Genomic DNA, 25,682 nt, shown 5'->3' with positions numbered 1-25,682 from the left:
GCATTGCGCTTCCCCGGTCGACGTGCACCGTTCGACAGTGCTACGGAGGCAATGTGATCACGCAGTCCCCGCTACGAATCGCCGACCGCGAGTTCGGTTCCCGGCTGATCATGGGCACCGGGGGAGCCGAAAGCCTCGCCGTGCTGGAGGAGGCGCTGATCGCCTCCGGCACCGAGCTCACCACCGTCGCCATGCGCAGGGTGGACGCAGCGGGCGGCACCGGCGTGCTCGACCTGCTGAAGCGTCTCGACATCATGCCGCTGCCCAATACCGCGGGCTGCCGCACCGCCGCCGAGGCCGTGCTCACCGCGCAGCTGGCCGCCGAGGCGCTCGACACCAACTGGGTGAAGCTGGAGGTGATCGCCGACGAACGCACCCTGCTTCCGGATCCGATCGAATTGCTCAGCGCCGCCGAACAATTGGTGGACGCGGGCTTCGTCGTGCTGCCCTACACCTCCGACGACCCGGTGCTGGCGCGGCGTCTGGAGGACGCGGGCTGCGCCGCCGTCATGCCGCTCGGCGCCCCGATCGGCACCGGGCTCGGCATCGGCAACCCGCACAACATCGAGATGATCGTGGCCGCCGCGGGCGTCCCGGTGATCCTGGACGCGGGCATCGGCACCGCGAGCGACGCCGCCCTCGCCATGGAACTCGGCTGCTCCGCGGTGCTGCTCGCGACCGCCGTCACCCGCGCCAAGCGGCCCGAGCTGATGGCCGCGGCGATGGCCGACGCCGTCCGCGCGGGCCATCTCGCCAGGCAGGCGGGCCGCATCCCCAAGCGCTTCTGGGCCCAGGCGTCTTCCCCGGAGCTCTGAACCCGGGACTCAGGGGCCAACTCATCCGCAAGGATGACGGGATCGACAACTCAGTAGGGACGCGCGACGCGCGGTTTTGCGGAATGCTGGACCCCATGATCGAACTGAGGGGCCTGACCAAACATTACGGCCAGACCGCCGCGGTTCAGGATCTGTCCTTCATCGTGCGACCCGGACAGGTGACGGGCTTCCTGGGACCGAACGGCGCCGGTAAGTCCACCACGATGCGGATGATCCTGGGCCTGGACAAACCGACCGCGGGTACCGCGCTCATCAAGGGCAAGCAGTACCACGAGCTGGACCATCCGCTGCGCGCCGTCGGCGCGCTGCTGGACGCCAAGTGGGTGCATCCGAACCGTTCGGCACGCTCGCATTTGCAGTGGCTCGCTGCCTCCAACGGCATCGCCAAGTCGCGGGTGGACGAGGTGCTGCGTCTCGTCGGCCTCTCCGAGGTCGCGGGCAAGAACGCGGGCGGCTTCTCGCTGGGCATGTCGCAGCGGCTGGGCCTGGCGGGCGCGCTGCTCGGCGATCCCGAGGTGCTGCTGTTCGACGAGCCGGTGAACGGCCTCGACCCGGAGGGCATCCTGTGGATCCGCCGGTTCATGCAGCGGCTGGCATCCGAGGGCCGCACGGTGCTCGTCTCGAGTCACCTGCTCTCGGAGATGGCGCAGACCGCCGAGCATCTGGTGGTGATCGGTCGCGGTCAGTTGATCGCCGACACCACGACGCGCGAGTTCATCGAACGCGCCTCCGAGCAGTCCGTGCGGGTGCGCAGCCCGCAGCTCGACCAGCTGCGCAGCCTGCTCACCTCGAACGGCATGACTGTGCGCGAGGACGGTTCGGACGGAGCGGCGCTGCTGGTGGCCGGAGTGCCGAGCGACGCGGTCGGCAAGCTGGCTGGCGCGAACGACATCACGTTGTTCGAGCTCTCGCCGCAGCGTGCCTCGCTGGAGGAGGCGTTCATGCGGATGACAGGCGGTTCGGTGCAGTACCACGGCGAAGGTTTCGACCCGGCGGGAGCGACGGGCCCGGAGGCGGCAGCCGGCGTAACCACGAAGGGACCCGCGGACGCCGCGTCCTACACAGCGATGGGAGGTGCGCTCTGATGGGCGTGTTGGCAGCGGAACGGATCAAACTCACCTCGACCAGGTCGCCCTGGTGGTGCACCGCCCTCACGGTGGTGTTCGCCCTCGGCATCACGGCCTTGTTCAGCCTGCTGTTGAACGTGTCGATGAACGCCTACAAGGAAGACCCGTCGATCGCTCCGGAACCGCCGTTCGCGGAGAACGTGATGGCGGGCCTCGGTATCACCGGTGTCTCGTTCATCCCCGGCTTCGGCTACATCCTGATCATGATCCTGGCCGCGTTGGCGGTGACCAGCGAATATCGCTTCGGCACCATCAAGGCCACCTTCCTCGCGGTGCCGCACCGTTCCGTGGTGCTGGTCACCAAGGCGAGCATGATCGCGGTCGGCGCCGCGGTGCTGTCGGCGATCCTCACCTTCCTCAGCTTCCTCATCCTCGCGGGTCTGACCGACAGCGATGTCGGCAGCAAGCTCAGCCTGACCGACGGCGATCTGAAGGTCTTCTACGCGGTGCCGATCTTCGCCGCGCTGGTCGTCTTCCTCTCGGTGGGCGTCGGCGCCCTGATCCGCCAGTCGGCGGGCGCGCTGTCGCTGCTGATCGTGTGGCCGGTGCTGATCGAGCCGATCGTCGGCGCCTTCGGCAAGTACGGCCGCAACATCCAGGTGTTCCTGCCCTTCCAGAACGCCAACCGCTTCCTCGGGCTCGAGGACACCGCGCTGCCGTGGCACTGGGGCGCCTGGACCGCGCTGCTCTACTTCGCGGCCTTCGTCGCCCTCGTGTTCGGCGCGGCGCTGGTCGTGGTGAACAAGCGCGACGCCTGAGAAAACCGAAGAGCTGCCCGAGTTGCCTCCCTCGCCACTCGGGCGCGGGGAAGCGACCTTGTCGGGAGGTTCGCGGCCCCGTAGCACTGTCCGCCACTGCCCGGCGGGCTGTGCGCGTCACCGGCCCGGCGCGTGAAGACAATCCCCCTTCACCGCCGGGCCGGTGGTTGTTTCCCGCCGATGATTGGTAACCGGCCGACGCTGCGCGGGCTGAGATACGCTCGGGGCGTGAGCGATACACCGTCCGGCGGTGCCGAACCAGGGTCGCGGCCGGAGGACGATGGCGGCGTCGAATCCGAGGTCGTGATTCCGTTGTCGCCCGCCGACGAGGCCAACGGCGCCCGTCGTTCGGGGCGGGCTCTTCGCAAGAAACAGATCGCGGCGTTGATGAACGCGGCCAACCAGCGCCCGGATCTGATCGACGTGCTCCGCAAGGCGCGCGAACAACTTCCGGGTGACCCGTCCTTCGGCGATCCGCTGTCCGTCAGCGGGCCTGGCGGCGCCCGCGCGGTCGCCAGGGCCGCCGACAAGCTCGTCGGCGACAATCCAAGCGCGGCCCGCGAGATCGGCTTCGGCGCGCTGCAGGTCTGGCAGGCCATGCTGGAGCGCGTCGGCCGCGGCAAGGGCAGCGAAGAGATCACCGTCATGTTCACCGACCTGGTGGCCTTCTCCAGCTGGTCGCTGACGGCGGGCGACGAGGTGACCCTCGAACTGCTGCGCGAAGTGGCCAAGGCCATCGAACCGCCCATCGCCGACCGCGGCGGCCGGGTGGTGAAGCGGATGGGTGACGGCGTCATGGCGGTGTTCCCCTCCGCCGACCGCGCCGTGCGCGCCGCCGTGCAGGCCAAGCGCAACCTCAGCCAGGTCGACCTGCGCGGTTACCGCCCGCGCATGCGGATGGGCCTGCACACAGGCTCGCCGCGCGAGATCGGCGGCGACTGGCTCGGCGTCGACGTCACCATCGCCGCGCGCGTCATGGAGGCGGGCGGCAACGGCAACACCATGCTCTCCGAGGCCACCCTCCAATCCCTGGAGCCGGAAACCCTCACCGAACTCGGCTTGACCGTCAAGCCTTACCGACGCAGTTTCTTCGCGGCACCCCTCAGCGGCGTCCCGGAAGACCTCCGCATCTTCCGCCTGTCTCGAAACGGCTAGGAACTTTCCACACAGGTTTCATACGCTTCACAGAGGCGGTGCCGGTGTGAAGCGTATGCACGGTTTGTGGCAGCGATGTTCAGGCGAAACCCACGGGCCGAACTGATCGAGGACGTCACCCCTACCTCCCTGCGCATGGAGGCCGAGCGGCATCCGTGTGCAATTCACCCGCGCCATCAAGGAGGGTGAGGGCCTGCAAGGCGCACTACAAGAAACCCCAGGCGATGGCCCCGCCCGCGGCGAGGATGGCGCAGACTGCCAAGGAGATGGAAAGCGGGCGAGAGGTCTTCCAGGTGGAGTACGCGCCGCCGATCAGGAAGCCGGCGAGGGCGAGCAGCAGGATCACGGTGACGTCGGTGGACATGGATCCATTCTGGTGGGTTGCGGCTCCAAAGGGCCCCGGCGGGTATGCCGCCGTGCCCCTGACCTGCTTGAACTATTAACAAGCACGCACGCTTGATTTTTTTCCGATCGGATGTGATGCTGAGTTCCGGAACGTGAACTCCACCGCAAGGAGGCCTCCGGCTGATGACAAAGTTGGCCGCCGATCCGGATGTCATCCGCATCGGCAACTGTTCCGGGTTCTACGGAGATCGGCTCAGCGCCATGCGCGAGATGCTCGAGGGCGGGCAGCTCGACGTGCTCACCGGCGACTACCTCGCCGAGCTGACCATGCTGATCCTGGGCAGGGACCGGATGAAGGACCCGAGCCTCGGCTACGCCAAGACCTTCGTCAAGCAGATCGAGGACTGCCTCGGGCTCGCGCTGGAACGCAATGTGCAGATCGTCGCCAACGCGGGCGGCCTGAATCCGGCCGGGCTGGCCGAGAAGCTGCGCAAGGTGGCCGCCGATCTCGGGCTGGACGCCAAGGTCGCGCACGTCGAAGGCGACGATCTGCTCTCGCGCGCAAGCGAACTCGGACTCGGCAACCCGCTCACGGCCAACGCCTACCTCGGCGCGTGGGGCATCGTCGAATGCTTGAACGCGGGCGCCGACATCGTGGTCACCGGCAGGGTCACCGACGCCTCGGTGATCGTCGGCCCGGCCGCGGCGCACTTCGGCTGGGGCAGAACCGATTACGACGCGCTCGCGGGCGCCGTGGTCGCGGGACACGTGATCGAGTGCAGCACCCAGGCCACCGGCGGCAACTACGCCTTCTTCACCGAGCTCGCCGATCTCGGCAGGCCGGGCTTCCCGATCGCCGAGATCCGCCGTGACGGCAGCAGTGTGATCACCAAGCACGAGGGCACCGGCGGCGCGGTCACCGTCGACACGGTCGAGGCCCAGCTGATGTACGAGATCCAGGGCGCGCGTTACGCGGGCCCGGACGTCACGACGCGGCTCGACAGCATCCGGCTGAGCCAGGAGGGCCGGGACCGGGTGCTCATCAGCGGCGTCAGGGGCGAGGCGCCGCCGCCGCAGCTCAAGGTTTCGCTGAACACCCTCGGCGGCTTCCGCAACGAGATGGAATTCGTGCTGACCGGCCTGGACATCGCGGCGAAAGCCGCACTGGCGCAACGTCAGCTGGAATCCTGGCTGCCGGTGCGCCCGGCCGAGCTGGAGTGGACGCTGGCCCGGCTGGACCGGCCGGACGCCGACACCGAGGAGCAGGCCAGCGCGCTGCTGCGCTGCGTGGTCCGCGACCCCGACCCGAACAAAGTCGGCCGCGCCTTCTCCAACGTCGCGGTGGAACTCGCCCTGGCCAGCTACCCCGGGTGTACCTTCACCACCCTGCCCGGCAACGGCTCGCCGTATGGCGTCTTCACGCCCGGATTCGTCGACGCCGCCGAAGTGCCGCACTCCGCGGTGCTGCCGGACGGCACTCGTATCGAGGTCGCGTCCGCGACGGAAACCGCTGCGCTGGAAAGTATTTCGGAACCGTATCTGCCGGAGCCGTTGGCTGCGGGCGAAACTCGCCGCGCCCCGCTCGGCGCCGTCGCGCTGGCGCGTAGCGGCGACAAGGGCGGCGACGCGAACGTAGGCGTCTGGGTACGCACCGACGACCAGTGGCGCTGGCTGGTGCACACGCTTACCGTGGACCGGATCAAGGAACTGCTGCCGGAGGCCGCTTCCCTGCCGGTCGCCAGGCACGTGCTGCCGAACCTTCGCGCCGTGAACTTCATCGTCTCCGGCCTGCTCGGCAAGGGCGTGGCCTACCAGGCCCGCTTCGATCCGCAGGCCAAGGGGCTCGGCGAATGGCTGCGGTCCCGTCACCTCGATATCCCCGTGGAGCTGCTCTCATGACCAGTGCCGTAGTCAGTCCCTGGAACACGCCGGAGCGACGCGAATTGCGCTCCACCGTGCGCGGTTTCGTGGAGCGCGAGATCCTGCCGCACCTCGACGACTGGGAGCGCGACGGCGAGATCCCCCGCGAGCTGCACAAGAAGGCGGGCGCGCTCGGCCTGCTCGGCGCGCAGTTCCCCGAGTCGGCGGGCGGTTCCGGCGGCGACGGCGTGGACGCCATGATCGTCTGCGAGGAGATGCACCAGGCCGGCGCGTCCGGCGGGCTGTTCGCCTCGCTGTTCACCTGCGGCATCTCGGTGCCGCACATCATCGCCTCCGGCAACGAGGACCTGATCGAGCGCTTCGCACGCCCGACGCTGGCCGGGGAGAAGATCGGCTCGCTGGCCATCACCGAGCCGGGCGGCGGCTCCGACGTCGGCCACCTCACCACCACCGCGCGCCGGGACGGCGATCACTACATCGTCAACGGCGCGAAGACCTACATCACCTCCGGCTGCCGCGCCGACTTCGTGGTCACCGCGGTGCGCACCGGCGGCTCCGGTTCGGGAGGCATCTCGCTGCTGGTCGTGGAGAAGGGCACGCCCGGTTTCACCGTCAGCCGCAAGCTGGACAAGATGGGCTGGCGCGCCTCCGACACCGCGGAACTGTCCTACGTGGACGTGCGGGTGCCGGTGGAAAACCTGGTGGGACAGGAGAATTCCGGTTTCTATCAGATCGCGGGCGCGTTCGTCAGCGAGCGGGTCGGCCTCGCGGTGCAGGCATATTCGCAGGCGCAGCGCTGTCTCGAGCTGACCCTCGAATGGGTGCGCAACCGCGAGACCTTCGGCCGCCCGCTGATCAGCAGGCAGGCCGTGCAGAACACGGTGACCGAGATGGCCCGGCGCATCGACGTCGCCCGCGTCTACACCCGAGATGTGGTGCAGCGCAGCGCCAATGGCGAGACCGATCTGATCGCCGAAGTGTGCTTCGCGAAGAACACCGCGGTCGAGGCGGGCGAGTGGGTGGCCAACCAGGCCGTCCAGCTCTTCGGCGGTCTCGGCTACATGAGCGAGTCCGAGGTGGAGCGCCAGTACCGTGACATCCGCATCCTCGGCATCGGCGGTGGCACCACCGAGATCCTGACCGCACTGGCGGCCAAACGATTGGGGTACCAGTCATGACGATTCTGCGCAGCACACTCGACAGCGGTTCGGTCGAGTACAGCGCCGCCGCGGAGGCGATGAACGCCAAGCTCACCGAGATCGGCGCCGAGTTCGCCAAGAACGTCGCGGGTGGCGGCCCGGACAAGATGGCGCGGCATCGCAAGCGCGGCAAGCTGACCGCGCGCGAGCGCATCGAACTGCTCATCGACGAGGACTCGCCGTTCCTCGAGCTGTGCCCGCTGGCGGCGTGGGGCAGCGATTTCCACGTCGGCGGCAGTGTGATCGCGGGCATCGGCATCGTCGAAGGCGTCGAATGCATGATCGTCGCACCGGATCCCACCGTGCGCGGCGGCACCTCCAACCCGTGGACGCTGCGCAAGAACCTGCGCATGAACGATATCGCCATGGAGAACCGGCTGCCGGTGATCGGGCTCGTGGAATCCGGCGGCGCCGACTTGCCCACGCAGAAAGAGGTTTTCGTCCCCGGCGGCCGGATGTTCCGCGACCTGACGAAGCTCTCCGCGATGGGCATTCCGACCATCGCGCTGGTATTCGGCAACTCGACGGCGGGCGGCGCCTACATCCCTGGCATGTCCGACTACACGGTGATGATCAAGGAGCGCTCCAAGGTGTTCCTCGGCGGCCCGCCGCTGGTGAAGATGGCCACCGGCGAGGAGTCCGACGACGAATCCCTCGGCGGCGCCGAAATGCATGCCAGGACATCGGGTCTGGCCGACTACCTGGCCGCAGACGAGCAGGACGCGATCCGCATCGGCCGGTCCATCGTCAAGCGCCTGAACTGGAAGAAGCAGGGTCCCGCGCCACGCGCGGAGGTGATCGAGCCGCTGTTCGACTCCGAGGAGCTGCTCGGCATCGTCCCCTCCGATCTGAAGATCCCGTTCGACCCGCGCGAGGTGATCGCGCGCGTCGTGGACGGCTCCGATTTCGACGAGTTCAAGCCGCTGTACGGCAGCAGCCTGGTCACCGGTTGGGCCGAGCTGCACGGCTATCCGGTCGGCATCCTCGCCAACGCGCGCGGTGTGCTGTTCTCCGAGGAGGCGCAGAAGGCGGCGCAGTTCATCCAGCTGGCCAACCAGTCGGATACGCCACTGTTGTTCCTGCACAACACCACCGGCTACATGGTCGGCAAGGAGTTCGAGCAGAAGGGCATCATCAAGCACGGCGCGATGATGATCAACGCGGTCTCCAACTCCAAGGTGCCGCACATCTCGCTGCTGATGGGCGCCTCCTACGGCGCGGGGCACTACGGCATGTGCGGTCGCGCCTACGATCCGCGCTTCGTGTTTGCCTGGCCCAGCGCGAAATCCGCGGTCATGGGCGGCGCTCAGCTGGCCGGTGTCATCTCGATCGTCGGCCGCGCCGCCGCAGAGGCCAAGGGCGTGCCGTTCAACGAGGAGGCCGACGCGGGCATGCGCGCCATGATCGAGGCGCAGATCGAGGCCGAATCGCTGCCGATGTTCATGTCGGGCAGGCTCTACGACGACGGCGTCATCGATCCCCGCGACACCCGTACGGTATTGGGCATGGCGCTCTCGGCCATCCACAATGCCCCGATCAAGGGCGCCGACGGCTTCGGCGTCTTCCGGATGTGAGGCCGAAAATGACAGCATCACAGAGTGATTCGGTGACGGGCGAGCGCGCAGCGCACAGTGATTCGAGCGGCCTGGCGACGGGCGCGTCCATTTCGACCGTTCTGGTCGCGAATCGCGGCGAGATCGCCCGCCGCGTCTTCGCCACCTGCCGGCGGATGGGCCTCGCGACCGTCGCGGTGTACTCCGACGCGGACGCAGCGGCCCCGCACGTCGGCGAGGCCGACGCCGCGGTCCGGCTTCCCGGCAACACGCCCGCAGAGACCTACCTGCGCGGCGAGCTGATCGTCGAGGCCGCACTCTCCGCCGGAGCCGACGCCATCCATCCCGGATACGGATTCCTTTCGGAGAACGCGGAATTCGCGCGTGCGGTGCAAGGGGCGGGTCTGGTGTGGATCGGACCGCCGATCGAGGCCATCGAGCAGATGGGCTCGAAGGTCGAGTCCAAGAAGATGATGGACGCCGCAGGCGTGCCGGTGCTCGCCGAACTGGACCCGACCGAGGTCACCGACGCGCACCTGCCGGTGCTGATCAAAGCGTCGGCCGGTGGCGGCGGGCGCGGCATGCGGGTGGTGCGCGAGCTCGCCGACCTGGAACCGCAGATCGCGGCGGCCCGGCGCGAGGCGGAATCCGCGTTCGGCGATCCGACCGTGTTCTGCGAGCGCTACCTGGAGACCGGCAGGCACATCGAAGTCCAGGTGATGGCCGATACGCACGGCACGATCTGGTCGATCGGCGAGCGCGAGTGCTCCATTCAGCGCCGTCACCAGAAGGTCGTGGAGGAGGCGCCGTCGCCGCTGGTGGAGCGGATCGACCTCATGCGTGAGCGGTTGTTCGAGGCGGCTCGGCTGGCCGCGGGCGCGATCGGCTACACCGGCGCGGGCACCGTCGAGTTCCTCGCCGACGAGCAGGGCGATTTCTTCTTCCTGGAGATGAACACCCGTCTCCAGGTGGAACATCCGGTCACCGAATGCACGACGGGACTGGATCTCGTACGCCTGCAACTGGACGTGGCCGCGGGCGGCAGGCTACCCGCCGAACCTCCCGCCATGCGCGGACATTCGATCGAGGTCCGGCTCTACGCCGAGGACCCGGCGCACGACTGGCAGCCGCAGAGCGGCACCGTGCACCGGCTCGACATCCCCTCGGTCACCACGGAATTCGATCTGCTCGACCGCGCAGGTGTGCGCCTGGACACCGGCGTCGTCGATGGTTCGGTCGTCGGCGTGCACTACGACCCGATGCTGGCCAAGGTCATCTCCTACGCCGAGACGAGGAGCGAGGCGGCCCGGTTGCTCGCCACGGCCTTGCAGCGCGCCCGCATCCACGGCCTGGTGACCAACCGCGACCTGCTGGTGCGGGTGCTGCGTCACCCCGCCTTCCTGGCCGGCGACACCGACACGGCGTTCTTCGAGACGCACGGATTGTCGACGCTCGCAGCGCCTTTGGTCTCCGAGCCCGACGAGGCGTTGTCCATCGTCGCGGCCGCGCTCGCGGACGCCGCGGTCAACCGCGTGGCGGCGCGGGTCGGCGGCGGACTGCCGAGCGGCTGGCGCAATCTGCCCTCGCAGTCGCAGCGCAAGTCCTACGAGAGCCGCATCAGCGGCGTGCACGAGGTCGGCTACCGGTTCACCCGCTCCGGCGTGACGGTGGACGGCCACGAGGACGTCGAGCTGGTGGAGCTGAGCCCCGAGCGCGTGGTGCTGAGCGTGCCCGGCGAACGCGGACCGGTGCGGCGGGCGTTCACCGTCGCGCGCTACGGCGATCTGGTCTGCGTCGACTCGCCGCTCGGGCCGGTGAGCGCGCGCAGGCTGCCGCGCTTCAGCGATCCGGCCGACCAGGTGGCCACCGGTTCGTTGCTCGCCCCCATGCCGGGCAGCGTGATCCGGCTCGGCGCCGAAGCCGGCAGCCGAGTGGACGCCGGGCAGCCGATCCTGTGGCTGGAGGCGATGAAGATGGAACACGCCATCGCCGCGCCCACCGCGGGCGTGCTGAGCGCGCTCAATGTCACCGTCGGCCAGCAGGTCGACATCGGCGCCGTCCTCGCCGTCGTGGATCCCGACGACGCGGTCAACGAGAACCAGGAGCAGTAAACCCATGACCTTCATCGAATCCGACGAGCGCAAGCAGCTGCGGGCCGCGGTGGCCGCGCTCGCCGCGAAGTACAGCTACCGCGACTACGTGCTGCCCAAGGCGCGCAAGCACGAGCCGCTCACCGAATTATGGGACGAGGCAGGCAAACTCGGCTTCCTCGGGGTGAACCTGCCGGAGGAGTACGGCGGCGGTGGCGCGGGCATGTACGAGCTGGCGCTGGTGATGGAGGAGCTGTCCGCGCAGGGCGCGGGCCTGCTGCTCATGGTGGTCTCGCCGGCCATCTGCGGCACCATCATCACCAAGTACGGCACCGACGAGCAGAAGCAGGAGTGGCTGCCCAAGCTCGCCGACGGCTCGGGCAAGATGGTCTTCGGCATCACCGAGCCGGACGCCGGGTCGAACTCGCACCAGATCACCACCACCGCCCGCCGCGACGGTGACGACTGGATCCTCAACGGCCGCAAGATCTTCATCTCCGGTGTCGACCAGGCCGAGGCGGTGCTGATCGTCTCGCGCACCGAGGACCACAAGACCGGCAAGCTCAAGCCAGCCCTGTTCATCGTGCCCACCGACTCGCCCGGCTTCACCAAGACGGCGCAGGAGATGGACATCATCGAACCGGACCACCAGTTCACCCTGTTCCTCGACGACGTCCGCCTGCCATCCAGCGCCTTGGTCGGCAAGGAGGACGCGGCGCTGATGCAGCTGTTCGCCGGTCTGAACCCGGAGCGCATCATGGGCGCCGCGATGGCCGTCGGCCTCGGTCGCTATGCCATCGACCGCGCGGTGGAATACGCCAAGGAGCGCACCGTGTGGAAGACGCCGATCGGTGCGCACCAAGGTATTTCGCATCCGCTGGCGCAGGTGAAGATCGAGCTGGAGATGGCCAAGCTGATGATGCAGAAGGCCGCCACGCTCTACGACGCGGGCGAGGAGATGGGCGCCGCCGAGGCCGCGAACATGGCCAAGTACGCGGCGGCCGAGGCGAGCATCAAGGCGCTGGATCAGGCGATCCAGACGCACGGCGGCGCGGGTCTCACCGCGGACTACGGACTCGCCGCCATGCTCGCCGCGGCCCGTATCGGCCGGATCGCTCCGGTCAGCAGGGAGATGGTGCTCAACTTCGTCGCCCAGTTCTCGCTGGGTCTGCCGAAGTCCTACTGACGCAGCCGATCCCGCTCCGTCCGCCGAAATCGCAAGCGCGGCTTCGGAACGATCCGAAGGACGGAGCGGGGTCCCCGATCGACGAATCACAGGAGACCCCGATGACCGACACTTCCACCGCGCCGCTCGTTCGCTACGAGGTCCGCGACGGCTTCGCGGTCCTCACTCTCGACTCTCCGCACAACCGCAACGCGCTGTCCTCGCGCTTGGTCGCCGATCTGCTCCGCGGCCTCGACGACGCGTGGGCCGATCCCGCGGTGCGCGGCATCGTGCTGACGCACACCGGCAACACCTTCTGCGCGGGCGCCGACCTCAGCGAGGCCAGCGACACCGACCCCGCGGTGGCCGCCGATCAGCGCACCCGCGTGATGATCGGCGTGCTGCGCAGGCTCGTGGAGATCCCGAAGCCGGTGATCGCGCAGATCGACGGCAACGTGCGGGCGGGCGGCATGGGCATAGTCGCGGCCTGCGACCTGGTGGTGGCCGGACCGGGCAGCTCCTTCGCGCTCACCGAGGTGCGGATCGGCCTCGCGCCATTCATGATCTCGCTCACCCTGCTGCCGCGGCTGAGCCCGCGTGCGGCGAGCCGCTACTACCTCACCGGCGAGAAGTTCGGCGCCGAGGTCGCCACCGAGATCGGGCTGGTCACGATCACCGCCGATGACCCGGCGGCCGAGGTCGCGCGGCTGGTAGGCGAGCTGCGCAAAGGTTCGCCGCAGGGTCTGGCCGAGGCCAAGCGTCTGGTCAACACGGACATCTTGACCGCGTTCGACGCCTCCGCTGAAGAGCTCGCGCGACGTTCGGCGAGCTTCTTCGGCACCCCCGAGGTGCACGAGGGGATGCTGGCCTTCCTGCAGCGGCGCGCACCGAGCTGGGCAGAATAGCGCCATGGCGACACCCCACGAACCCAAGCAGGACCGCAGCCGGGCAACACGGCAGCGCCTGCTCGAGGCGTCTATCGACTGCCTGGCCGAGATGGGCTGGGCTGCCGCGACGGTCGCGGTGGTCGCCGAACGGGCCGGGGTGTCGCGCGGTGCTGCCCAGCACCACTTCCCGACCAGGGAGGACTTGATCACGGGCGCGCTGGAGTACATGTTCGACACGCGCATGGATCAGGCCAAGGCGGAGGCGCGGACGATCGCGGGGGTTGCCGAGGGCGTTGGCCGGACGGAGGCCGTCGTCGCGGGACTGGTCGAGTCCTACACGTCCCCGCTGTTCAAGGCGGCGTTGCAGGTGTGGACGCACGCCGCCGCCGACCCGGTCCTGCGCGAACGGATCGTGCCGCTGGAAGCGAAGTTCGGACGGATCGCACACCGCAGGGCCGTCGAGGCGCTCGGTGTCGACGACTCCGATCCGGTCGCGCACCACTTGGTGCAGGCGACCCTGGACCTGGCCCGCGGCCTCGGCCTCGCCGACGTCCTCACCGACGACTCGGCCCGCCGCAAGGAGATCGTCCAGCAGTGGTCGGCGACGCTGCACTCGGCGCTCGCCGCGCCACGCTGAGGTCTGCACTGCGCGGCTTCTGACTCGTGCGGCTTCCGCATTGCGGGGCTCCCGCGCCGCGCGGTTCGGCATTGCTGGGCTCCCGCATCGCGCGGTTCCGCATTGCGCGGTTCCTGTACTGCGGGGTTCCCGCATTGCGCGGTTCCCGCATTGCGCGGTTCCCGCAGTGGGCGGCACCTGCAGCTCCTGACCTGCGTGTTCTTTGCGATGTCACACTCAACTGCCCCGTGTCGTCCTCCCTGTGAACGCGGAACACCGCCGCAGCGGAACACAAGGAGCGGGACATGAACGCCAGCAAGAAGATCGCCGTCGCCGGAGCCACCGGACGCCTCGGCCGCCACGTGGTCGACGTGCTCAACGAACAGGGCCACGAGGTGGTGGCCTTCTCCCGCGCCAACGGCGTGGACATCGAGACCGGCGCGGGCCTCGTCGAGGCGCTGGCCGGGGTGGACGTGGTGATCGACGCCTCCAGCACGCCGTCGGCCGACAAGGACATCGCCACCGCGTTCTTCACCGCCGCCGCGCGCAACCTGCACGAGGCAGGCCGCGAGGCCGGGGTCGCGCGGCTGGTCGTGGCGTCCATCATCGGCATCGACAGCACGGTCGCGGGTTACAACGCCGCGAAGCTGGCCCATGAGCAGGAACTCGCGAAAGGCCCGCTGCCGGTGCAGATTCTGCGGGCCGCGCAGTTCCACGAGCTGGTCGAAGTGATGATGCAGTGGGGCACCCAGGGTGAGGTCGCCTACCTGCCCAACATGCGCACCCAGCTGGTGGCCGCCCGCGCCGTCGCCGAGAAGCTCGTCGAGTTGGCGGTGAACCCCGCCCCGGAGACCACCGACGGACCGTTCCCGGAGATCGCCGGCCCCCAGCCGGAGACCATGGCGGGCGCGGCCGCGCTGCTCGCCGCCCGGCGCGGCGACGCGATCGAGGTGCAGGAGGTGAGCGACCCGGCCAACCCGGACCGCGAGCGGTTCGAGGACGGCACCCTGCTCCCCGGACCGCACGCCACCCTGGCGGGCCCGACCTTCGCCGAGTGGCTCGAGGCGACCTACCCGGCCCGCTGAGCACCCAGCACAGGCGACTTCGCAGAGGATACGCACGCTTCGCAGGGTTTACAGCCTCTGCGAAGCGTGCCGAACGTCTGCGAAGTCGCCGGTGCGCCAGTGGGGTTCAGCGGGCGGTCAGGTTGTAGACGGTGACTCCGTCCACCTCGACCGGGGTGAAGGTGGCGCGGACCCAGGCGGTGATCTTCGCGCTCTCCGAGGACTGGTCGCCGTTCGGGGTGTTGTCGCCGCCGAGGAAGTAGTGGATTTTGCCATCGGCCACGTACTGCTGGAACTGTTCCAGCGTCGGCGACGGATCGGTGCCGTTGAAGCCGCCGATCGGCATCACGGGCAGCTCGGTGGCGAGCTGATAGCCCGCCGCGCTGTTCGAGCTGACCGTGGCCGCCACCCAGGTGTAGGCGTCGCCGTTGTCCTCGAGCAGCGCGACCAGCTCGTCGCCCGGAGTGCTCGCGCTCAGGAATCCACCGGTCGGCGCACCGAAACCGGCTGGGCTGCCGATGGTTCCGCCTTCCGGGCTAATGCGTTTGCCCTGGCTGTTGCGCCCCGGCATCATCGGCCCACCGCGCATACCGCCATCGTCGCCCGGTCCGCCACCGGGGTGACCGCCGAAGCCTGACCCGACATTCGGTCCTGCCGTCGGGATCGGACCGGAATGCGGTGTTGCCAGGGTGTGGGCGGTGTACGCGACCGGTCCGGCCAAGCCGACGAACGCGACGGTGAGTGCAGCGGCGAGGGAACGCCTGCGCCCCAAGGGAAATAGCAGCGCAACGGTCGCGGTGACACCGGCCACCAAGACCACCCATCGCAGCCACGGCACGAAATCCGAGCTGCGCGAGAGCAATACCCAGGCTGTTGCGGTTGTCGCGCCCGTCGCGACGCCCAGCGCCACCCTCACCAGGACGCGGTCCCGTTCGCGCCACAGCAGGACCGCACCGGAGCCGACCAACGCCGCGATCGCGGGCGCGAGAGCGACGGTGTAGTACTGGTGGAAGATCCCGGCCATGAAGCTGAAGACCAGGCCGGTCACCAGCAGCCATCCGCCCCACAGCACCAGCGCGGCGCGTCTGCCGTCGGTCCGAGGGGCCTTGGCGCACAGGATGATTCCTGCTATCAGCGCTATCGATGCGGCGGGGATCAGCCAGGCGATCTGCCCGCCCTGCGCGGGCTCGAACAGCCGGGTGATGCCGGTGTCACCCCATGTCATGCCACGGCCGCCTTCGCCGCCGGGGCCGACGCTGCCGGTCTCGTTGCCGTTCAACCGGCCAAGGCCGTTGTAGCCGAGGGTCAGCTCCAGGATCGAATTGTTCTGAGAGCCACCGATCCACGGCCGCGAGGACGCGGGCCAGAACTCCACCGTCAGCAGCCACCAGCCCGCCGCCAGCACCATCGAAGCGCCCGCCGCGCACAGTTGCGCGATCCGCTTGCCCAGCGCGGGCGGACCCGCGATCAGGTAGGTCAGCGCGAGCGCGGGCACCACGAGCAGCACCTGCAACTGTTTGGCGAGAAAGCCGAAACCGATGAAGGCGCCGGTGAGCACGAGCCAGCGCCAGCGGCCGTCCGCGACCGCGCGCAGCATGGCCCACGCCGCGGCGACCATCAGGAACACCAGTAGCGCGTCGGGGTTGTTGAACCGGAACATCAGCGCGGCGACGGGAGTCACGGCGAGCGCCAGCCCGGAGAGCAGACCGGCGGCGGGGGCGAACGAGCGCCGCACCGTCGCCCACAGCAGCGCCACCGTGCCGACGCCGAGCAGCACCTGCGGCACCAGAATGCTCCAGCTGCTCAGGCCGAACAGACGCACCGAGAGTTCCATCAGCCACAGCGAGGCGGGCGGTTTGTCGACGGTGATCGAGTTCCCCGCGTCGGAGGAGCCGAAGAAGAACGCCATCCACGACTGCGAACCCGCCTGCACGGCGGCTGAATAGAAGGCGTTCGCCCAGCCGTTCGCGCCGAGGTTGTAGAGGTAGGCCACCGCCGTCCCGACAAGCAGCGCGGCGAGTGCCGGGTACTCCCAGCGATTGTGCCTCGGCGAAACCGAGTTCTGCTGAAGCGGAACGGATTCTGACGGAGCCAGCGTCGCGGTGCTCATCGGCTTCCCCCGTCCACCGCGGTCGTCGGGTACTGGCGGTCGCCCGCGTTCCGGAAGACCCAGCGCAATCCGATGAACCGCGCCAGGGTCGCCACGAGGTTGGCGACCACCAGTGCCAGCAGCTCCCACTGCACGGCCACGTCCGGCGCCCAGCGATGCAGCGCGAACAGCGAACCGCTCGTGACCAGCAGGCCGAACCCGAACAGCAGCAGACCCTGGAAGTGCTGTGCGACAGCACCGTTCGTGCCGCGCACACCGAACGTGAAGGCACGGTTGACTGCGGTGTTGCCGACGGCCGTCACCAGCAGCGCGAGGAGGTTCGCCGCCTGCGGCCCGGTGAGCGGTTGCCACAGCAGGTAGAGCAGCAGGTACGCGATGGTCGAAACGACGCCGACGAGCGCGAACCGCACCGCCTGGCCCACCATGCCCACCGGCACGCCGGGCACCAGCGGTTCCCGCCCGATGGCCCGCCGCACGTCGTCGAGCGGCAGTGCGCCGGTGGCCATGGCCCGGCCGAGCCGCCAGATGCCCTGGAGATCCTTGCGCGCGGTGTCGACGATGTCGACGCGGCTGTCGGGATCATCGATCCAGTCCACCGGCACCTCGTGGATGCGTAGGCCCGCGCGTTCCGCGAGCACCAAAAGTTCGGTGTCGAAAAACCATTCGCCGTCCTGCACCAGCGGCAGCAGCCGCCGCGCGACATCGGTGCGCATCGCCTTGAAACCGCACTGCGCGTCGGAGAAGCCGATGCGCAGCGCGGCCTTCAGGATCAGGTTGTAGCTGCGAGAGATGAATTCGCGCTTCGGTCCGCGCACCACCCGCGACCCCGCGGACAGGCGGGTGCCGATGGCGAGGTCGGAGTGACCGGAGACCAGCGGAGCCACCAGGGGCAGCAGTGCGTCGAGGTCGGTGGACAGGTCGACGTCCATATAGGCGACGACCTGCGCGTCGGAGTGCTCCCACACGGCGCGCAGCGCCCGGCCGCGGCCCTTGGCGTCCAGGTGCACGACGCGCACGTCGTCGTATTCCGCCGCGAGCAGCTGGGCGACCTGGAGGGTCGTGTCCGTGCTCGCGTTGTCGGCGATGGTGATACGCGCAGGGAAGGGGAAGCCGCCACCCAGGTACGCGTGCAGTCTGCGTACGCAGACGCCCAGGTCGGTCTCCTCGTTGTAGACGGGTATCACCACGTCGAGCACGGGCGGTCGGCCCGCGGCTCGGTTCTGCTCCGCCGCGCTGGCGACGGCCACGGTTTCGGTCATGGTGATCACCGTCGGTGGCGCAGCTGCCGTGACGCTGGTACCGGGCTGTGAGGTTGCTGGGGGTATGCAGACCCGAGGAGGTATGCACATCCAACGCAGCCGGACGCAGTCCGTCCTCAGCCCCGCGCATGGCCGGAGCGAAGGCGGAGGTACGCCTACTGCAGTCGCCGGATGCGCAGCACCGTGTCCTCCCTGCGGCCCTCCTGCCCCTCGGGACCGGGCCACTCGCGACCGACGACCTCCTCGATCTCGACCCGCCATTCCCCTGGCTTCAGCTCGAGAGCGGCGAGTGTGCCTGGGATGGTGGGGAATTCGATGGACGGCGGCTCGGTCATCCAGGTGGGCCAGCCCGCGTGTCCAATGATGATCAGCGCACCGCCTGGCGCGACGGCCTCGGCGGCGAGCCGCAAGATCTTGTCGCGTTCACCGTCCGCGGCGACCGGCGAATGCAGGAACTGGGCCGACACCAGATCGAACGAGCCCTCGGGGAAGGAATGCGCGAGATCATGCCGCTCCCAGGTGATTCGGTCTCCGACGCCCGCAGCGGCGGCGCGCTCGGCTCCCCGCGCCAGCGCGATGGCCGACACGTCGGCCGCCCGAACCCGCCAGCCGCGCTCGGCCAGCCAGATGGCGTCGCCACCCTCGCCGCAGCCCAGGTCGAGCGCGGTGCCGGGCGCGAGATCGGCGGCTTCGCGGACCAGCAACACATTCGGTTTGCCGGTCCAGACCTGATCGCGCTCACGGTAGAAGTCTTCCCAGTAATTCTGAGCGGTGGTTTCGGTCATCGAACGCCTCTCCTGACCTGCGTATGCCGGTGATGAACTGCGGGAACAACCCGCAAGAGCATGGTGCACGCAAGTGGAGAAGTCGAGCCAGATTCTTTGCCGTTTCGGCAAACGATTACTGATCGAAGTCGATGTGGACGTGGTCGGAGACGGGAACGGATTGGCACGCGAGGGTCAGGCCGAGGGCGAGATCGGCGTCGACCAGCGTCTCGTTGCGCAGCATCCGCACCTCGCCCGCCCGGACCGTGCAGGCGCATGCGCTGCACTCGCCCGCTCGGCAGGAGAACGGCGCGTCGTAGTCGTTGGCCAGCAGCACGTCGAGCAACGTGCGGGTGCGCGGCCACGGCAGTTCCAGCGTGCGTCCGTCGAGTGTCACGGTAGCGGTGGCCGCATCGGATTCGGCGTCCCCGCCGGGCAGTTCGATGTCGGCGAACGGGTCGCCGGTCAACGACTGGAACTTCTCGTGGTGGATGTGCGACTCCGGCATCCCGATCGCGCGCAGCGCCGCCGTGCAAGCAGCCATGAAAGGTGTTGGGCCGCATAGGAATGCGTCGTAGCGCGGGTATGGGAGCAGCAGGTCGCGCAGCGCGGACGTCGTCGGCAGCCCGCGCTCGTCGACCAGCCAGTGCACCACCGTGAACCGATCCGGGAATTCGACCGCGATGTCCGTCAGCTCCGCGCCGAAGATCACCGCGCTCGCGTCGTCGTTCGCGTAGATCAGCAGCACCGTGCCCGAACCCGCGATCAGCGCCGACTTCGCGATGGACACGACCGGGGTGATGCCGCTGCCCGCCGCAAGCAGCAGCAGATCGGCGTCGAGCGATTTCGGCACGAACACCCCGGACGGCGCGAGCACCCGCAGCCGCATGCCGACAGCGGCGTTGTCGCACAACCAATTCGAGGCGTAGCCGCCGGGCGTGCGCTTCACGGTGACGATCGCGTCGTCGTCCAGATGCGGTGAGCTGGACAGCGAATAGCAGCGGGCCACCGATCCGGTGCGCTCGCTCGGTACCTCCAGGGTGAGGAATTGCCCCGGGTGGTAACGGAATCGAGGGACGAGCACGTCGGGAATCTCGAACACCAGCGAGACCGCCGCGTCCGTCTCCTTGATCACCTCCACCACTTCCAGTGTGTGCACGTGGGAATTGGCCCGCGTCATCGGTCCCCGCCTACAGCTCGACGCCGAACCGGCGCGCGGCCCGCTTGCCCAGCCGGTACAGCGGCACGCCGAGATCCTGGTAGTGCGGCCCGAGCAGCCGCGGGACCAGGTCGAAGCCGCGGGCGTCCGGCCCGATGAGCACGCGCGCCTTGTTCTTGCGCACGCCGCGCAAGATGATCTTCGCGGCCGTCTCCGGGCTGGTCATGGCGATCAGCTCGAAGCCGCGGCGCACCGTCTCCCGGTCGACCCCGTCCGGAATGCCGCGCGCGTTCGCGGCGATGGCGGTCGACACGCCGCCGGGATGCACGCAGGTGACCCCGACCGGATATCGGGCGATGCGCATTTCCTGCCGCAACGCCTCGGTGAAGCCGCGCACCGCGAATTTCGCCGCGTTGTAGGCGCTTTGGGACGGAATCCCCATCAGGCCGAAGACCGAGGAGATATTGACGATGTGCCCGTCGCCGGAGGCGATCACATCGGGCAGGAAGGCCTTGGTGCCGTGCGCGACGCCCCAGAAGTCGATGTTCATCAGCCAGTCGAAATCGTCCCAGCCCATGTCGAGGACGTCGGCGCTGAGCGCCACCCCGGCGTTGTTCACTACCAGGTCCACGCCGCCGAATTCGGTGCGAACGTCCTCGGCGTGCGCGTAGACCGCGGCCCGCTGTGCGACGTCGAGTTGATAGGGAATCGCTGTGGCGCCGAGCTTTTCGCAGCGACCCGCGGTGTCGGCCACTGCGCCGGTGTCGATATCGGACAGCGCGAGGCGGCTGCCGCGCCGCGCCAGCTCCAGTGCGAGCGCCCGGCCGATGCCCGAGCCGGCGCCGGTGATGACGGCGACCTTGTTGTCGAAGTGGCGCACGGGATCCCCTTTTCAGTTGCCGGTGATCGTGGTCGGAAAGGTTTGGGCGGGAGAGTTTTCCAGCACGATGGTCGGGCGCGCCGCGGGACCGATGAACTCGTACTCGTCCGCGTGCAGCCGCCTGGTCTGTAGCCAGTACTGCCAGGTGAAGCCGGACCACAGCGTGCGATTGTTGCCGTGCTCGTCCAGATACCAACTGCGGCAGCCGCCGGTGTTCCACACCGAGCGGACCAGCTTGCGCTGGAGTTCGGCGTTGAATCGGTCCTGTGCCGCCCGCCGGGGCACCAGCGCGACCGCGCCGCGCGCCCGCACCTGCCGGATCGCGTCCAGCACGTAGTGGATCTGCGATTCGATCATGAAGATGACCGAGTTGTGGCCGAGCCCGGTGTTCGGGCCGAGCAGGAAGAAGGCGTTCGGCATGTCGGCCACGGTGATCCCGCGGTGCGCCTGCACGCCCTCCACGGTCCAGCGTGCGGCGAGGTCGACGCCGTCGCGTCCGGTGATGGACAGGTTGGTGAACGAATCGATGACGTGGAATCCGGTGCCGTAGACGATCACGTCGGCCGGGTGCTCGACGCCGTCCGCGGTGACGATGCCCCCGGCGGTGAAGTGGTCGATGCGGTCGGTGACCACCGTCGTCTTCGGGTCGGCCAGCGCAGGATAGTAGGTGTCCGAGCCGAGCAGCCGCTTGCAGCCGGCGCGGTAGTCCGGCGTCACCGCGGCGCGCAGCGCGGGATCGGCGATCTGGCGCGCGATGTGCCGCTTGCCGAGCCATTCGAGCGTCTTCAGCAGGTCGGGCCTGCGGGTCATCGCGTACGCGCCGACCTCCGCGCCCCAGTAGATGCCGTTGCGCAGCGCGAAGCGCAGTCCGGGCACCCGGCGTAACGCGGCGCGGAACCGATCGGAGAAGACCACGTCGGCGCGCGGCAGCACCCACGGTGCGGTGCGCTGGAACACGGTCAGCGCGCCCACCTCGCCGACGATCTCCGGGACGAACTGGATCGCGCTCGCCCCGGTCCCGATCACCGCCACCCGTTTTCCTCGCAGGTCGACCGCGTGGTCCCACTGCGCCGAATGGAACGCCGCGCCCGCGAATTCGGCACTGCCCGGGTATTCCGGAATGCTCGGAATGTGCAGCGCCCCGATGGCCGAGACGATGAAGCGCGCGACGTACTCTTGTCCGTCGGCGCTGAAGGCGTGCCAGTGCCGCTCGCCCTCGTCCCAATAGCCGCGAATCATGCGCTGGTCGAATCGGATTCGGCCGTGCAGCCGATACTTGGCCGCGACTTCCTGGAGATAGCCGAAGATCTCGGGCTGCTCGGAAAACAGACGTCGCCAATTCGATCGTGGCTCGAAGGAATACGAGTACAGGTGGGTCGGCACGTCGCAGGCGCAGCCCGGATAGGTGTTGTCGCGCCAGGTGCCGCCGATGTCGTCGGCCTTCTCCACGATCAGGTAGTCGCCGAATCCTGCCTTGTCCAGTGCGATTCCCATGCCGAGGCCGGAGAATCCGCTGCCGATGATCAGTACCTCGGTGTGCACCGGAACCGAATGCCGCGTCGCCATCGCTTCACTCCCACGGGTCACGCCGCCGCACGGCGGTCGAGGTCGTCGAGAATGTCCTGCGGCACGCTGCGCGACATGCGGTAGAGCCGTCGCGTCACCGCGCCGTCGAGCATGCCCACCTCGTGCGCGAAACGCAGCAGCGGTTCGCCCGCGAAGGTCGCGTTCGCCCGGAAATTCGGTGAGGTGAAGGCGGCGAGGAAGCCGTGCAGCGGATCGATGCCCACCGACCGATAGACACGCGGATTGATCAGCACGGGGTACACGCCGAGCACCATCACCGCGAAGACCAGCCGGTGAAAGGCGTTCGCCGCCTTGCCGCGCGCTTCGATGGCGCGCACCAATTCCTCACGGGCGTAGGTGATGTGGCGCGCCTCCTCCAACACGTGGATCTTCATCAGCTGGCGCACATGGGGTTGCAGGTCCGGATCGTTCATGGCCTCGCGCTGCAACCGGTCGAGGATCTCCTCGATCAGCAGGGTGCCCGCGTGGGCCGAGGGACCGAGCGGGATGAAGGCGGCGAGGCGGCCCAGCTTGCGCCAGGGCTCAGGCAGCAGATACGGCCGCAAGCCGGTGAGATTCACCAGGCGGCTGAACATGGTGGAATGCCGTGTCTCCTCGCCGATCTCGGCCAGCGCGTAGCGGGTGTGATCGTCCACCAGTTGCTCGCTCTCCAGCACGGTGCGCAAGAGCATCGTGCTCAGCCCCGCCTCCGCGAAGATCCCGAAGCTGAGCACGCTGACCAGTTCGTGCAGGCCGAGTTCGGTGCGTTGCTCCGGGGTGAGCCGTTCCCACAGCGCGGTGCCGTACAGCGACTGCCGGTGTTCCGGCATCCAGTGCTTGCCCGGCTCGATCGGCGCGTCCCAATCGATGTCCACCTCGCCGTCGTAGGCGCGCTCGGCGGAGGAGCGCAGCAGGCGCTTGGCGGTCTTCTGCCGGTCGCCGACCGTCTTGCGGCGCACCGTCGATGCGCCCGCGGTGGTGACGATGGGTTTGGCTTCGGTGGTCATCGCACCGCTCTCCTGTTCGTGATCGAGCGAACGCTCGACATGCCGTGGGGCCGTTGCGTTTCGCGGAGGAACTCGCGCACGGTCGCGGTCGCGGCGCGTGCGTTGCGTCGATAGGCGCCGGTGGTGACCGCGGCCGCGGCTCCGGCGAGCGGATGGATGCCGACGGCGCGATAGACGGCCGGGTGCACGAGTGTCGCGTAGGCGACCGCCGCCACTGCGCTGAGCGCCCAGCGGTGCAGCGCGACGCGGATCGGACCGCGAGAGTCGATGGCGCGCAACAATTCCGCGCGCGTAGCCTCGATGTGGCGCGCGCTGGAAGCGGCGTGCAGCATGGCCAGCTGGCGAAGGTGCGGCTGGATGTCCGGGTCGGCGGTGAGCTCGCGCAGCAGCTGTGCCGCCATCTCCTCGACGAGCAAGCGGAAGCCGAGCGCGCTCGGACCGTCCGGAATCCACAGCGTGAGCTTGGTCAGCGCACGCAGCGGCGCCGGCGGCCGGTAGGGCGGCAGGCCGGCCGCGTTGATCAGCCTGCTGTACATGGTGGAGTTGCGGCTCTCGTCGTGAATCGCCGCGAGCGTGAATCGCATGTGATCGTCTACCGGATCGCGGCCTTCTATGACGTCGCGGAACATCAGCATGGAGAGCATCGACTGCGCGTAGATGCCGATGCCGAGCATGCTGACCAGCTCGTGCTTACCGAGTTCGCGCCGCTGCTCGGGGGTCAGCCGCTCCCACAACCTGCTGCCGTACAGCGAAACGCGTTCCGGTGGAAGCCAATGCTTCGCGGGATCGGGCGCCGCGTCCCAGTCGATGTCGAGATCGGGATCGTAGGCCGCCTCGGCGGCGCCCGCGAACAGCAGCCGCCGCGCGGTGGTCTGCCGATCACCGATGTGGTGGCGGCGTCGGACGGCCCCGCCGGACGACGTGGTGGCGGGCCGGAAGCCGTAGTCGTGGCTGGACGTCATTGTCCTCACCAGCTCTCTCTGCTGGGTGTCAATCCGCTGTGCCGGAAAGGCGGAGGTACGAGGAACCGCGATGCGGAACTCCTAGTACCCAGTACCGCTAGTTCCGTGTACATTGACGAGTGTGTCCCACGTCTCACTCGATGTCAACGGTCGAGGTCGAGCGGGATTTCAGGAGCGAACGCAGGAGCCGACATGAACAGCGCCTTCGCCGACAGCCCGCACGCGGGCTCCGATTACCTGGGCGCGGCGATCCTCGTCGTGCATGGTCGCGAGATCCCGGTGCAGGTCGAATTGCGCGGCTATCGGGAACCGATCGACGGCATCTACCGGTGGTTCGGCCGGATCCGCCCGAACGACGACCTGGCCGTCGCGCTCGGTGACGAGCCGCGCACCAAGGTGACCATCCGCACCGAACACAGCGCCCGCGAGGGCTACGTCGGCGATCCCGATCCGTGGCGGCGCTTTCGTATCACGGGCAAGAGCACCCCGCCGTTCCCGGTTCCGACCGAGTTGCCCGAGGTCGGGTGAGGGATTGGTACGGTCGGATCCGTGATGCACAGCCGCCGGGAAGTCGACAAGGCGCGCCCCAAGCGGGTCGACGCCCGCACCGAGCGGTGGCGTGCGCATCGGGTGAAGGTGCGCGACGAATTCGTCGACGCGGCGTTCCGCGCGCTGGACAAGTTCGGCCCCGACGCCAGCATGGGCGATATCGCCAAGGAAGCGGGCGCCGCGAAGCCCAAGCTGTACCGGCACTTCGAGGACAAGACCGACCTCTACAACGCCGTCGTCGACCGGGTGCGCGACATGCTGTGGGAGCGCATCATCTCCAGCATCGATCTCTCCAACGACTCGGCTCGCGAACTGGTGCGCCGAGGGGCCGCGGAGTACGCGCTGGTGGTGACCGAGCATCCGAACGTCTTCCGTTTCATGCTGCACAGTCACTTCACCCAGCAGGCCGACGAGTCCGAGCGGGCGCTGCAATCGGCCAGACAGTCGGCGCGCCGGGCCGCCGAGCTGTTCGCCGGTCTGGTCGAGGACGAGTCGATCGACGTGGCCAGCGTCGAGCTCGTCAACTATTCGATATTCGGCGCGATTGCCTCGGCCACCGACTGGTGGCTCGGAGCGAATCGGCTCCAGGCCAACGCCATGCCGATCGAGAGGTTCGTCGCCTACATCGCCGAGATCGTCTCGGCGCTCGCCGAGGCCAACGCGCGTCTCAACGGCATCGTCATCGACGCCGATCTGCCCCTGCACCGAGCCTTTTCGGCCGAATCGTCCTGAGCCGCCCCGGGGTGCCGC

23 protein-coding genes are annotated in these 25,682 nt (G+C 68.7%); 14 read left to right on the top strand and 9 right to left on the bottom strand.

What is annotated here, in order from left to right; translation table 11 throughout:
- The first annotated feature begins 56 nt into the window (after positions 1 to 56).
- From AB0H50_RS06450 to AB0H50_RS06435, 4 genes are all read left to right on the top strand, one after another.
- Complete coding sequence (locus tag AB0H50_RS06450) at positions 57 to 815, top strand: thiazole synthase (RefSeq protein ID WP_357449324.1); 759 nt, start codon at positions 57 to 59, stop codon at positions 813 to 815.
- Positions 816 to 910: 95 nt separating this feature from the next.
- A complete protein-coding gene (locus AB0H50_RS06445) occupies positions 911 to 1,921 on the top strand; it encodes an ABC transporter ATP-binding protein (RefSeq protein ID WP_357447847.1) in 1,011 nt (336 codons plus the stop codon).
- The gene (locus AB0H50_RS06440) at positions 1,921 to 2,721 is read left to right on the top strand and encodes an ABC transporter permease (protein WP_357447844.1); all 801 of its coding nucleotides are present in this window, start codon (positions 1,921 to 1,923) and stop codon (positions 2,719 to 2,721) included. Before AB0H50_RS06445 ends, AB0H50_RS06440 begins: the two co-directional genes overlap by 1 nt.
- Positions 2,722 to 3,108: 387 nt before the next feature.
- The gene (locus AB0H50_RS06435) at positions 3,109 to 3,876 is read left to right on the top strand and encodes an adenylate/guanylate cyclase domain-containing protein (protein WP_357449322.1); all 768 of its coding nucleotides are present in this window, start codon (positions 3,109 to 3,111) and stop codon (positions 3,874 to 3,876) included.
- A gap of 205 nt (positions 3,877 to 4,081) precedes the next feature.
- On the opposite strand, the gene AB0H50_RS06430 is transcribed toward AB0H50_RS06435, so the two are convergent.
- On the bottom strand, positions 4,082 to 4,240 hold the full coding sequence (locus AB0H50_RS06430) for a hypothetical protein (RefSeq protein ID WP_357447841.1): 159 nt from the start codon (positions 4,238 to 4,240) through the stop codon (positions 4,082 to 4,084).
- A 164-nt stretch (positions 4,241 to 4,404) separates the two neighbouring features.
- Between AB0H50_RS06430 and AB0H50_RS06425 the strand changes: the two genes are divergently transcribed.
- From AB0H50_RS06425 to AB0H50_RS06390, 8 genes are all read left to right on the top strand, one after another.
- Positions 4,405 to 6,120, top strand: coding sequence for an acyclic terpene utilization AtuA family protein (locus AB0H50_RS06425; RefSeq protein WP_357447838.1), 1,716 nt, complete (start codon positions 4,405 to 4,407; stop codon positions 6,118 to 6,120).
- A complete protein-coding gene (locus tag AB0H50_RS06420; RefSeq protein ID WP_357447835.1) occupies positions 6,117 to 7,280 on the top strand; it encodes an acyl-CoA dehydrogenase family protein in 1,164 nt (387 codons plus the stop codon). Before AB0H50_RS06425 ends, AB0H50_RS06420 begins: the two co-directional genes overlap by 4 nt.
- Complete coding sequence (locus AB0H50_RS06415) at positions 7,277 to 8,875, top strand: carboxyl transferase domain-containing protein (protein ID WP_357447832.1); 1,599 nt, start codon at positions 7,277 to 7,279, stop codon at positions 8,873 to 8,875. The genes AB0H50_RS06420 and AB0H50_RS06415 overlap by 4 nt, the downstream gene beginning before the upstream one ends.
- Positions 8,876 to 8,907: 32 nt before the next feature.
- Complete coding sequence (locus AB0H50_RS06410) at positions 8,908 to 10,965, top strand: biotin carboxylase N-terminal domain-containing protein (RefSeq protein ID WP_357447829.1); 2,058 nt, start codon at positions 8,908 to 8,910, stop codon at positions 10,963 to 10,965.
- A gap of 4 nt (positions 10,966 to 10,969) precedes the next feature.
- Positions 10,970 to 12,130, top strand: a complete 1,161-nt coding sequence (locus AB0H50_RS06405) for an acyl-CoA dehydrogenase family protein (RefSeq protein WP_357447826.1) — start codon at positions 10,970 to 10,972, stop codon at positions 12,128 to 12,130.
- 101 nt (positions 12,131 to 12,231) lie between these two features.
- Positions 12,232 to 13,014: an enoyl-CoA hydratase family protein gene (locus AB0H50_RS06400; protein WP_357447823.1), complete on the top strand. Its 783-nt coding sequence runs from the start codon at positions 12,232 to 12,234 to the stop codon at positions 13,012 to 13,014.
- A gap of 4 nt (positions 13,015 to 13,018) precedes the next feature.
- Positions 13,019 to 13,633 carry a TetR/AcrR family transcriptional regulator gene (locus tag AB0H50_RS06395; protein ID WP_357447820.1) on the top strand — a complete coding sequence of 205 codons (615 nt, stop codon included), beginning with the start codon at positions 13,019 to 13,021 and terminating at the stop codon, positions 13,631 to 13,633.
- A gap of 284 nt (positions 13,634 to 13,917) precedes the next feature.
- Entirely contained in the window at positions 13,918 to 14,697 is a 780-nt protein-coding gene (locus tag AB0H50_RS06390; protein WP_357447817.1) for an NAD(P)H-binding protein, read from the top strand.
- A 106-nt stretch (positions 14,698 to 14,803) separates the two neighbouring features.
- Here AB0H50_RS06390 and AB0H50_RS06385 read toward each other — a convergent pair whose 3' ends face one another.
- From AB0H50_RS06385 to AB0H50_RS06350, 8 genes are all read right to left on the bottom strand, one after another.
- Positions 14,804 to 16,786 carry a glycosyltransferase family 39 protein gene (locus AB0H50_RS06385; RefSeq protein WP_357447814.1) on the bottom strand — a complete coding sequence of 661 codons (1,983 nt, stop codon included), beginning with the start codon at positions 16,784 to 16,786 and terminating at the stop codon, positions 14,804 to 14,806.
- Positions 16,783 to 18,045, bottom strand: a complete 1,263-nt coding sequence (locus AB0H50_RS06380) for a glycosyltransferase (protein ID WP_357447811.1) — start codon at positions 18,043 to 18,045, stop codon at positions 16,783 to 16,785. Before AB0H50_RS06380 ends, AB0H50_RS06385 begins: the two co-directional genes overlap by 4 nt.
- Positions 18,046 to 18,200: 155 nt before the next feature.
- A complete protein-coding gene (locus AB0H50_RS06375; protein WP_357447808.1) occupies positions 18,201 to 18,830 on the bottom strand; it encodes a methyltransferase domain-containing protein in 630 nt (209 codons plus the stop codon).
- 115 nt (positions 18,831 to 18,945) lie between these two features.
- Positions 18,946 to 19,989: a ferredoxin--NADP reductase gene (locus AB0H50_RS06370; protein WP_357447805.1), complete on the bottom strand. Its 1,044-nt coding sequence runs from the start codon at positions 19,987 to 19,989 to the stop codon at positions 18,946 to 18,948.
- A 10-nt stretch (positions 19,990 to 19,999) separates the two neighbouring features.
- A complete protein-coding gene (locus AB0H50_RS06365; protein ID WP_357447802.1) occupies positions 20,000 to 20,848 on the bottom strand; it encodes an SDR family NAD(P)-dependent oxidoreductase in 849 nt (282 codons plus the stop codon).
- 12 nt (positions 20,849 to 20,860) lie between these two features.
- Positions 20,861 to 22,414 (bottom strand): NAD(P)/FAD-dependent oxidoreductase, encoded by a 1,554-nt coding sequence (locus AB0H50_RS06360; RefSeq protein WP_357447799.1) that lies wholly within the window; start codon positions 22,412 to 22,414, stop codon positions 20,861 to 20,863.
- A gap of 17 nt (positions 22,415 to 22,431) precedes the next feature.
- Complete coding sequence (locus AB0H50_RS06355; protein WP_357447797.1) at positions 22,432 to 23,421, bottom strand: diiron oxygenase; 990 nt, start codon at positions 23,419 to 23,421, stop codon at positions 22,432 to 22,434.
- Complete coding sequence (locus tag AB0H50_RS06350; protein ID WP_357447794.1) at positions 23,418 to 24,383, bottom strand: diiron oxygenase; 966 nt, start codon at positions 24,381 to 24,383, stop codon at positions 23,418 to 23,420. The genes AB0H50_RS06355 and AB0H50_RS06350 overlap by 4 nt, the downstream gene beginning before the upstream one ends.
- Positions 24,384 to 24,575: 192 nt before the next feature.
- Between AB0H50_RS06350 and AB0H50_RS06345 the strand changes: the two genes are divergently transcribed.
- Both AB0H50_RS06345 and AB0H50_RS06340 read left to right on the top strand, forming a co-directional pair.
- Positions 24,576 to 24,911, top strand: a complete 336-nt coding sequence (locus tag AB0H50_RS06345) for a DUF4873 domain-containing protein (RefSeq protein WP_357447791.1) — start codon at positions 24,576 to 24,578, stop codon at positions 24,909 to 24,911.
- A gap of 24 nt (positions 24,912 to 24,935) precedes the next feature.
- The gene (locus tag AB0H50_RS06340; RefSeq protein WP_357449320.1) at positions 24,936 to 25,664 is read left to right on the top strand and encodes a TetR/AcrR family transcriptional regulator; all 729 of its coding nucleotides are present in this window, start codon (positions 24,936 to 24,938) and stop codon (positions 25,662 to 25,664) included.
- The last annotated feature ends 18 nt before the right edge of the window (positions 25,665 to 25,682 follow it).

Origin of the sequence: Nocardia sp. NPDC050793, assembly GCF_040654065.1 — a bacterium.
Taxonomy (GTDB): domain Bacteria; phylum Actinomycetota; class Actinomycetes; order Mycobacteriales; family Mycobacteriaceae; genus Nocardia.
The sequence above is the reverse complement of the archived record's forward strand: the minus strand, read 5'-3'. Positions and strand labels throughout refer to the sequence as shown.

Bases quoted from the DNA above. Each gene is read 5' to 3' on its own strand.
- AB0H50_RS06350 (WP_357447794.1), bottom strand. From the start codon at position 24,383: ATGACGTCCAGCCACGACTACGGCTTCCGGCCCGCCACCACGTCGTCC.
- AB0H50_RS06380 (WP_357447811.1), bottom strand. From the start codon at position 18,045: ATGACCGAAACCGTGGCCGTCGCCAGCGCGGCGGAGCAGAACCGAGCC.
- AB0H50_RS06355 (WP_357447797.1), bottom strand. From the start codon at position 23,421: ATGACCACCGAAGCCAAACCCATCGTCACCACCGCGGGCGCATCGACG.
- AB0H50_RS06415 (WP_357447832.1), top strand. From the start codon at position 7,277: ATGACGATTCTGCGCAGCACACTCGACAGCGGTTCGGTCGAGTACAGC.
- AB0H50_RS06425 (WP_357447838.1), top strand. From the start codon at position 4,405: ATGACAAAGTTGGCCGCCGATCCGGATGTCATCCGCATCGGCAACTGT.
- AB0H50_RS06360 (WP_357447799.1), bottom strand. From the start codon at position 22,414: ATGGCGACGCGGCATTCGGTTCCGGTGCACACCGAGGTACTGATCATC.
- AB0H50_RS06400 (WP_357447823.1), top strand. From the start codon at position 12,232: ATGACCGACACTTCCACCGCGCCGCTCGTTCGCTACGAGGTCCGCGAC.
- AB0H50_RS06390 (WP_357447817.1), top strand. From the start codon at position 13,918: ATGAACGCCAGCAAGAAGATCGCCGTCGCCGGAGCCACCGGACGCCTC.
- AB0H50_RS06395 (WP_357447820.1), top strand. From the start codon at position 13,019: ATGGCGACACCCCACGAACCCAAGCAGGACCGCAGCCGGGCAACACGG.
- AB0H50_RS06445 (WP_357447847.1), top strand. From the start codon at position 911: ATGATCGAACTGAGGGGCCTGACCAAACATTACGGCCAGACCGCCGCG.
- AB0H50_RS06370 (WP_357447805.1), bottom strand. From the start codon at position 19,989: ATGACGCGGGCCAATTCCCACGTGCACACACTGGAAGTGGTGGAGGTG.
- AB0H50_RS06435 (WP_357449322.1), top strand. From the start codon at position 3,109: ATGAACGCGGCCAACCAGCGCCCGGATCTGATCGACGTGCTCCGCAAG.
- AB0H50_RS06340 (WP_357449320.1), top strand. From the start codon at position 24,936: ATGCACAGCCGCCGGGAAGTCGACAAGGCGCGCCCCAAGCGGGTCGAC.
- AB0H50_RS06385 (WP_357447814.1), bottom strand. From the start codon at position 16,786: ATGAGCACCGCGACGCTGGCTCCGTCAGAATCCGTTCCGCTTCAGCAG.
- AB0H50_RS06420 (WP_357447835.1), top strand. From the start codon at position 6,117: ATGACCAGTGCCGTAGTCAGTCCCTGGAACACGCCGGAGCGACGCGAA.
- AB0H50_RS06405 (WP_357447826.1), top strand. From the start codon at position 10,970: ATGACCTTCATCGAATCCGACGAGCGCAAGCAGCTGCGGGCCGCGGTG.
- AB0H50_RS06345 (WP_357447791.1), top strand. From the start codon at position 24,576: ATGAACAGCGCCTTCGCCGACAGCCCGCACGCGGGCTCCGATTACCTG.
- AB0H50_RS06430 (WP_357447841.1), bottom strand. From the start codon at position 4,240: ATGTCCACCGACGTCACCGTGATCCTGCTGCTCGCCCTCGCCGGCTTC.
- AB0H50_RS06375 (WP_357447808.1), bottom strand. From the start codon at position 18,830: ATGACCGAAACCACCGCTCAGAATTACTGGGAAGACTTCTACCGTGAG.
- AB0H50_RS06440 (WP_357447844.1), top strand. From the start codon at position 1,921: ATGGGCGTGTTGGCAGCGGAACGGATCAAACTCACCTCGACCAGGTCG.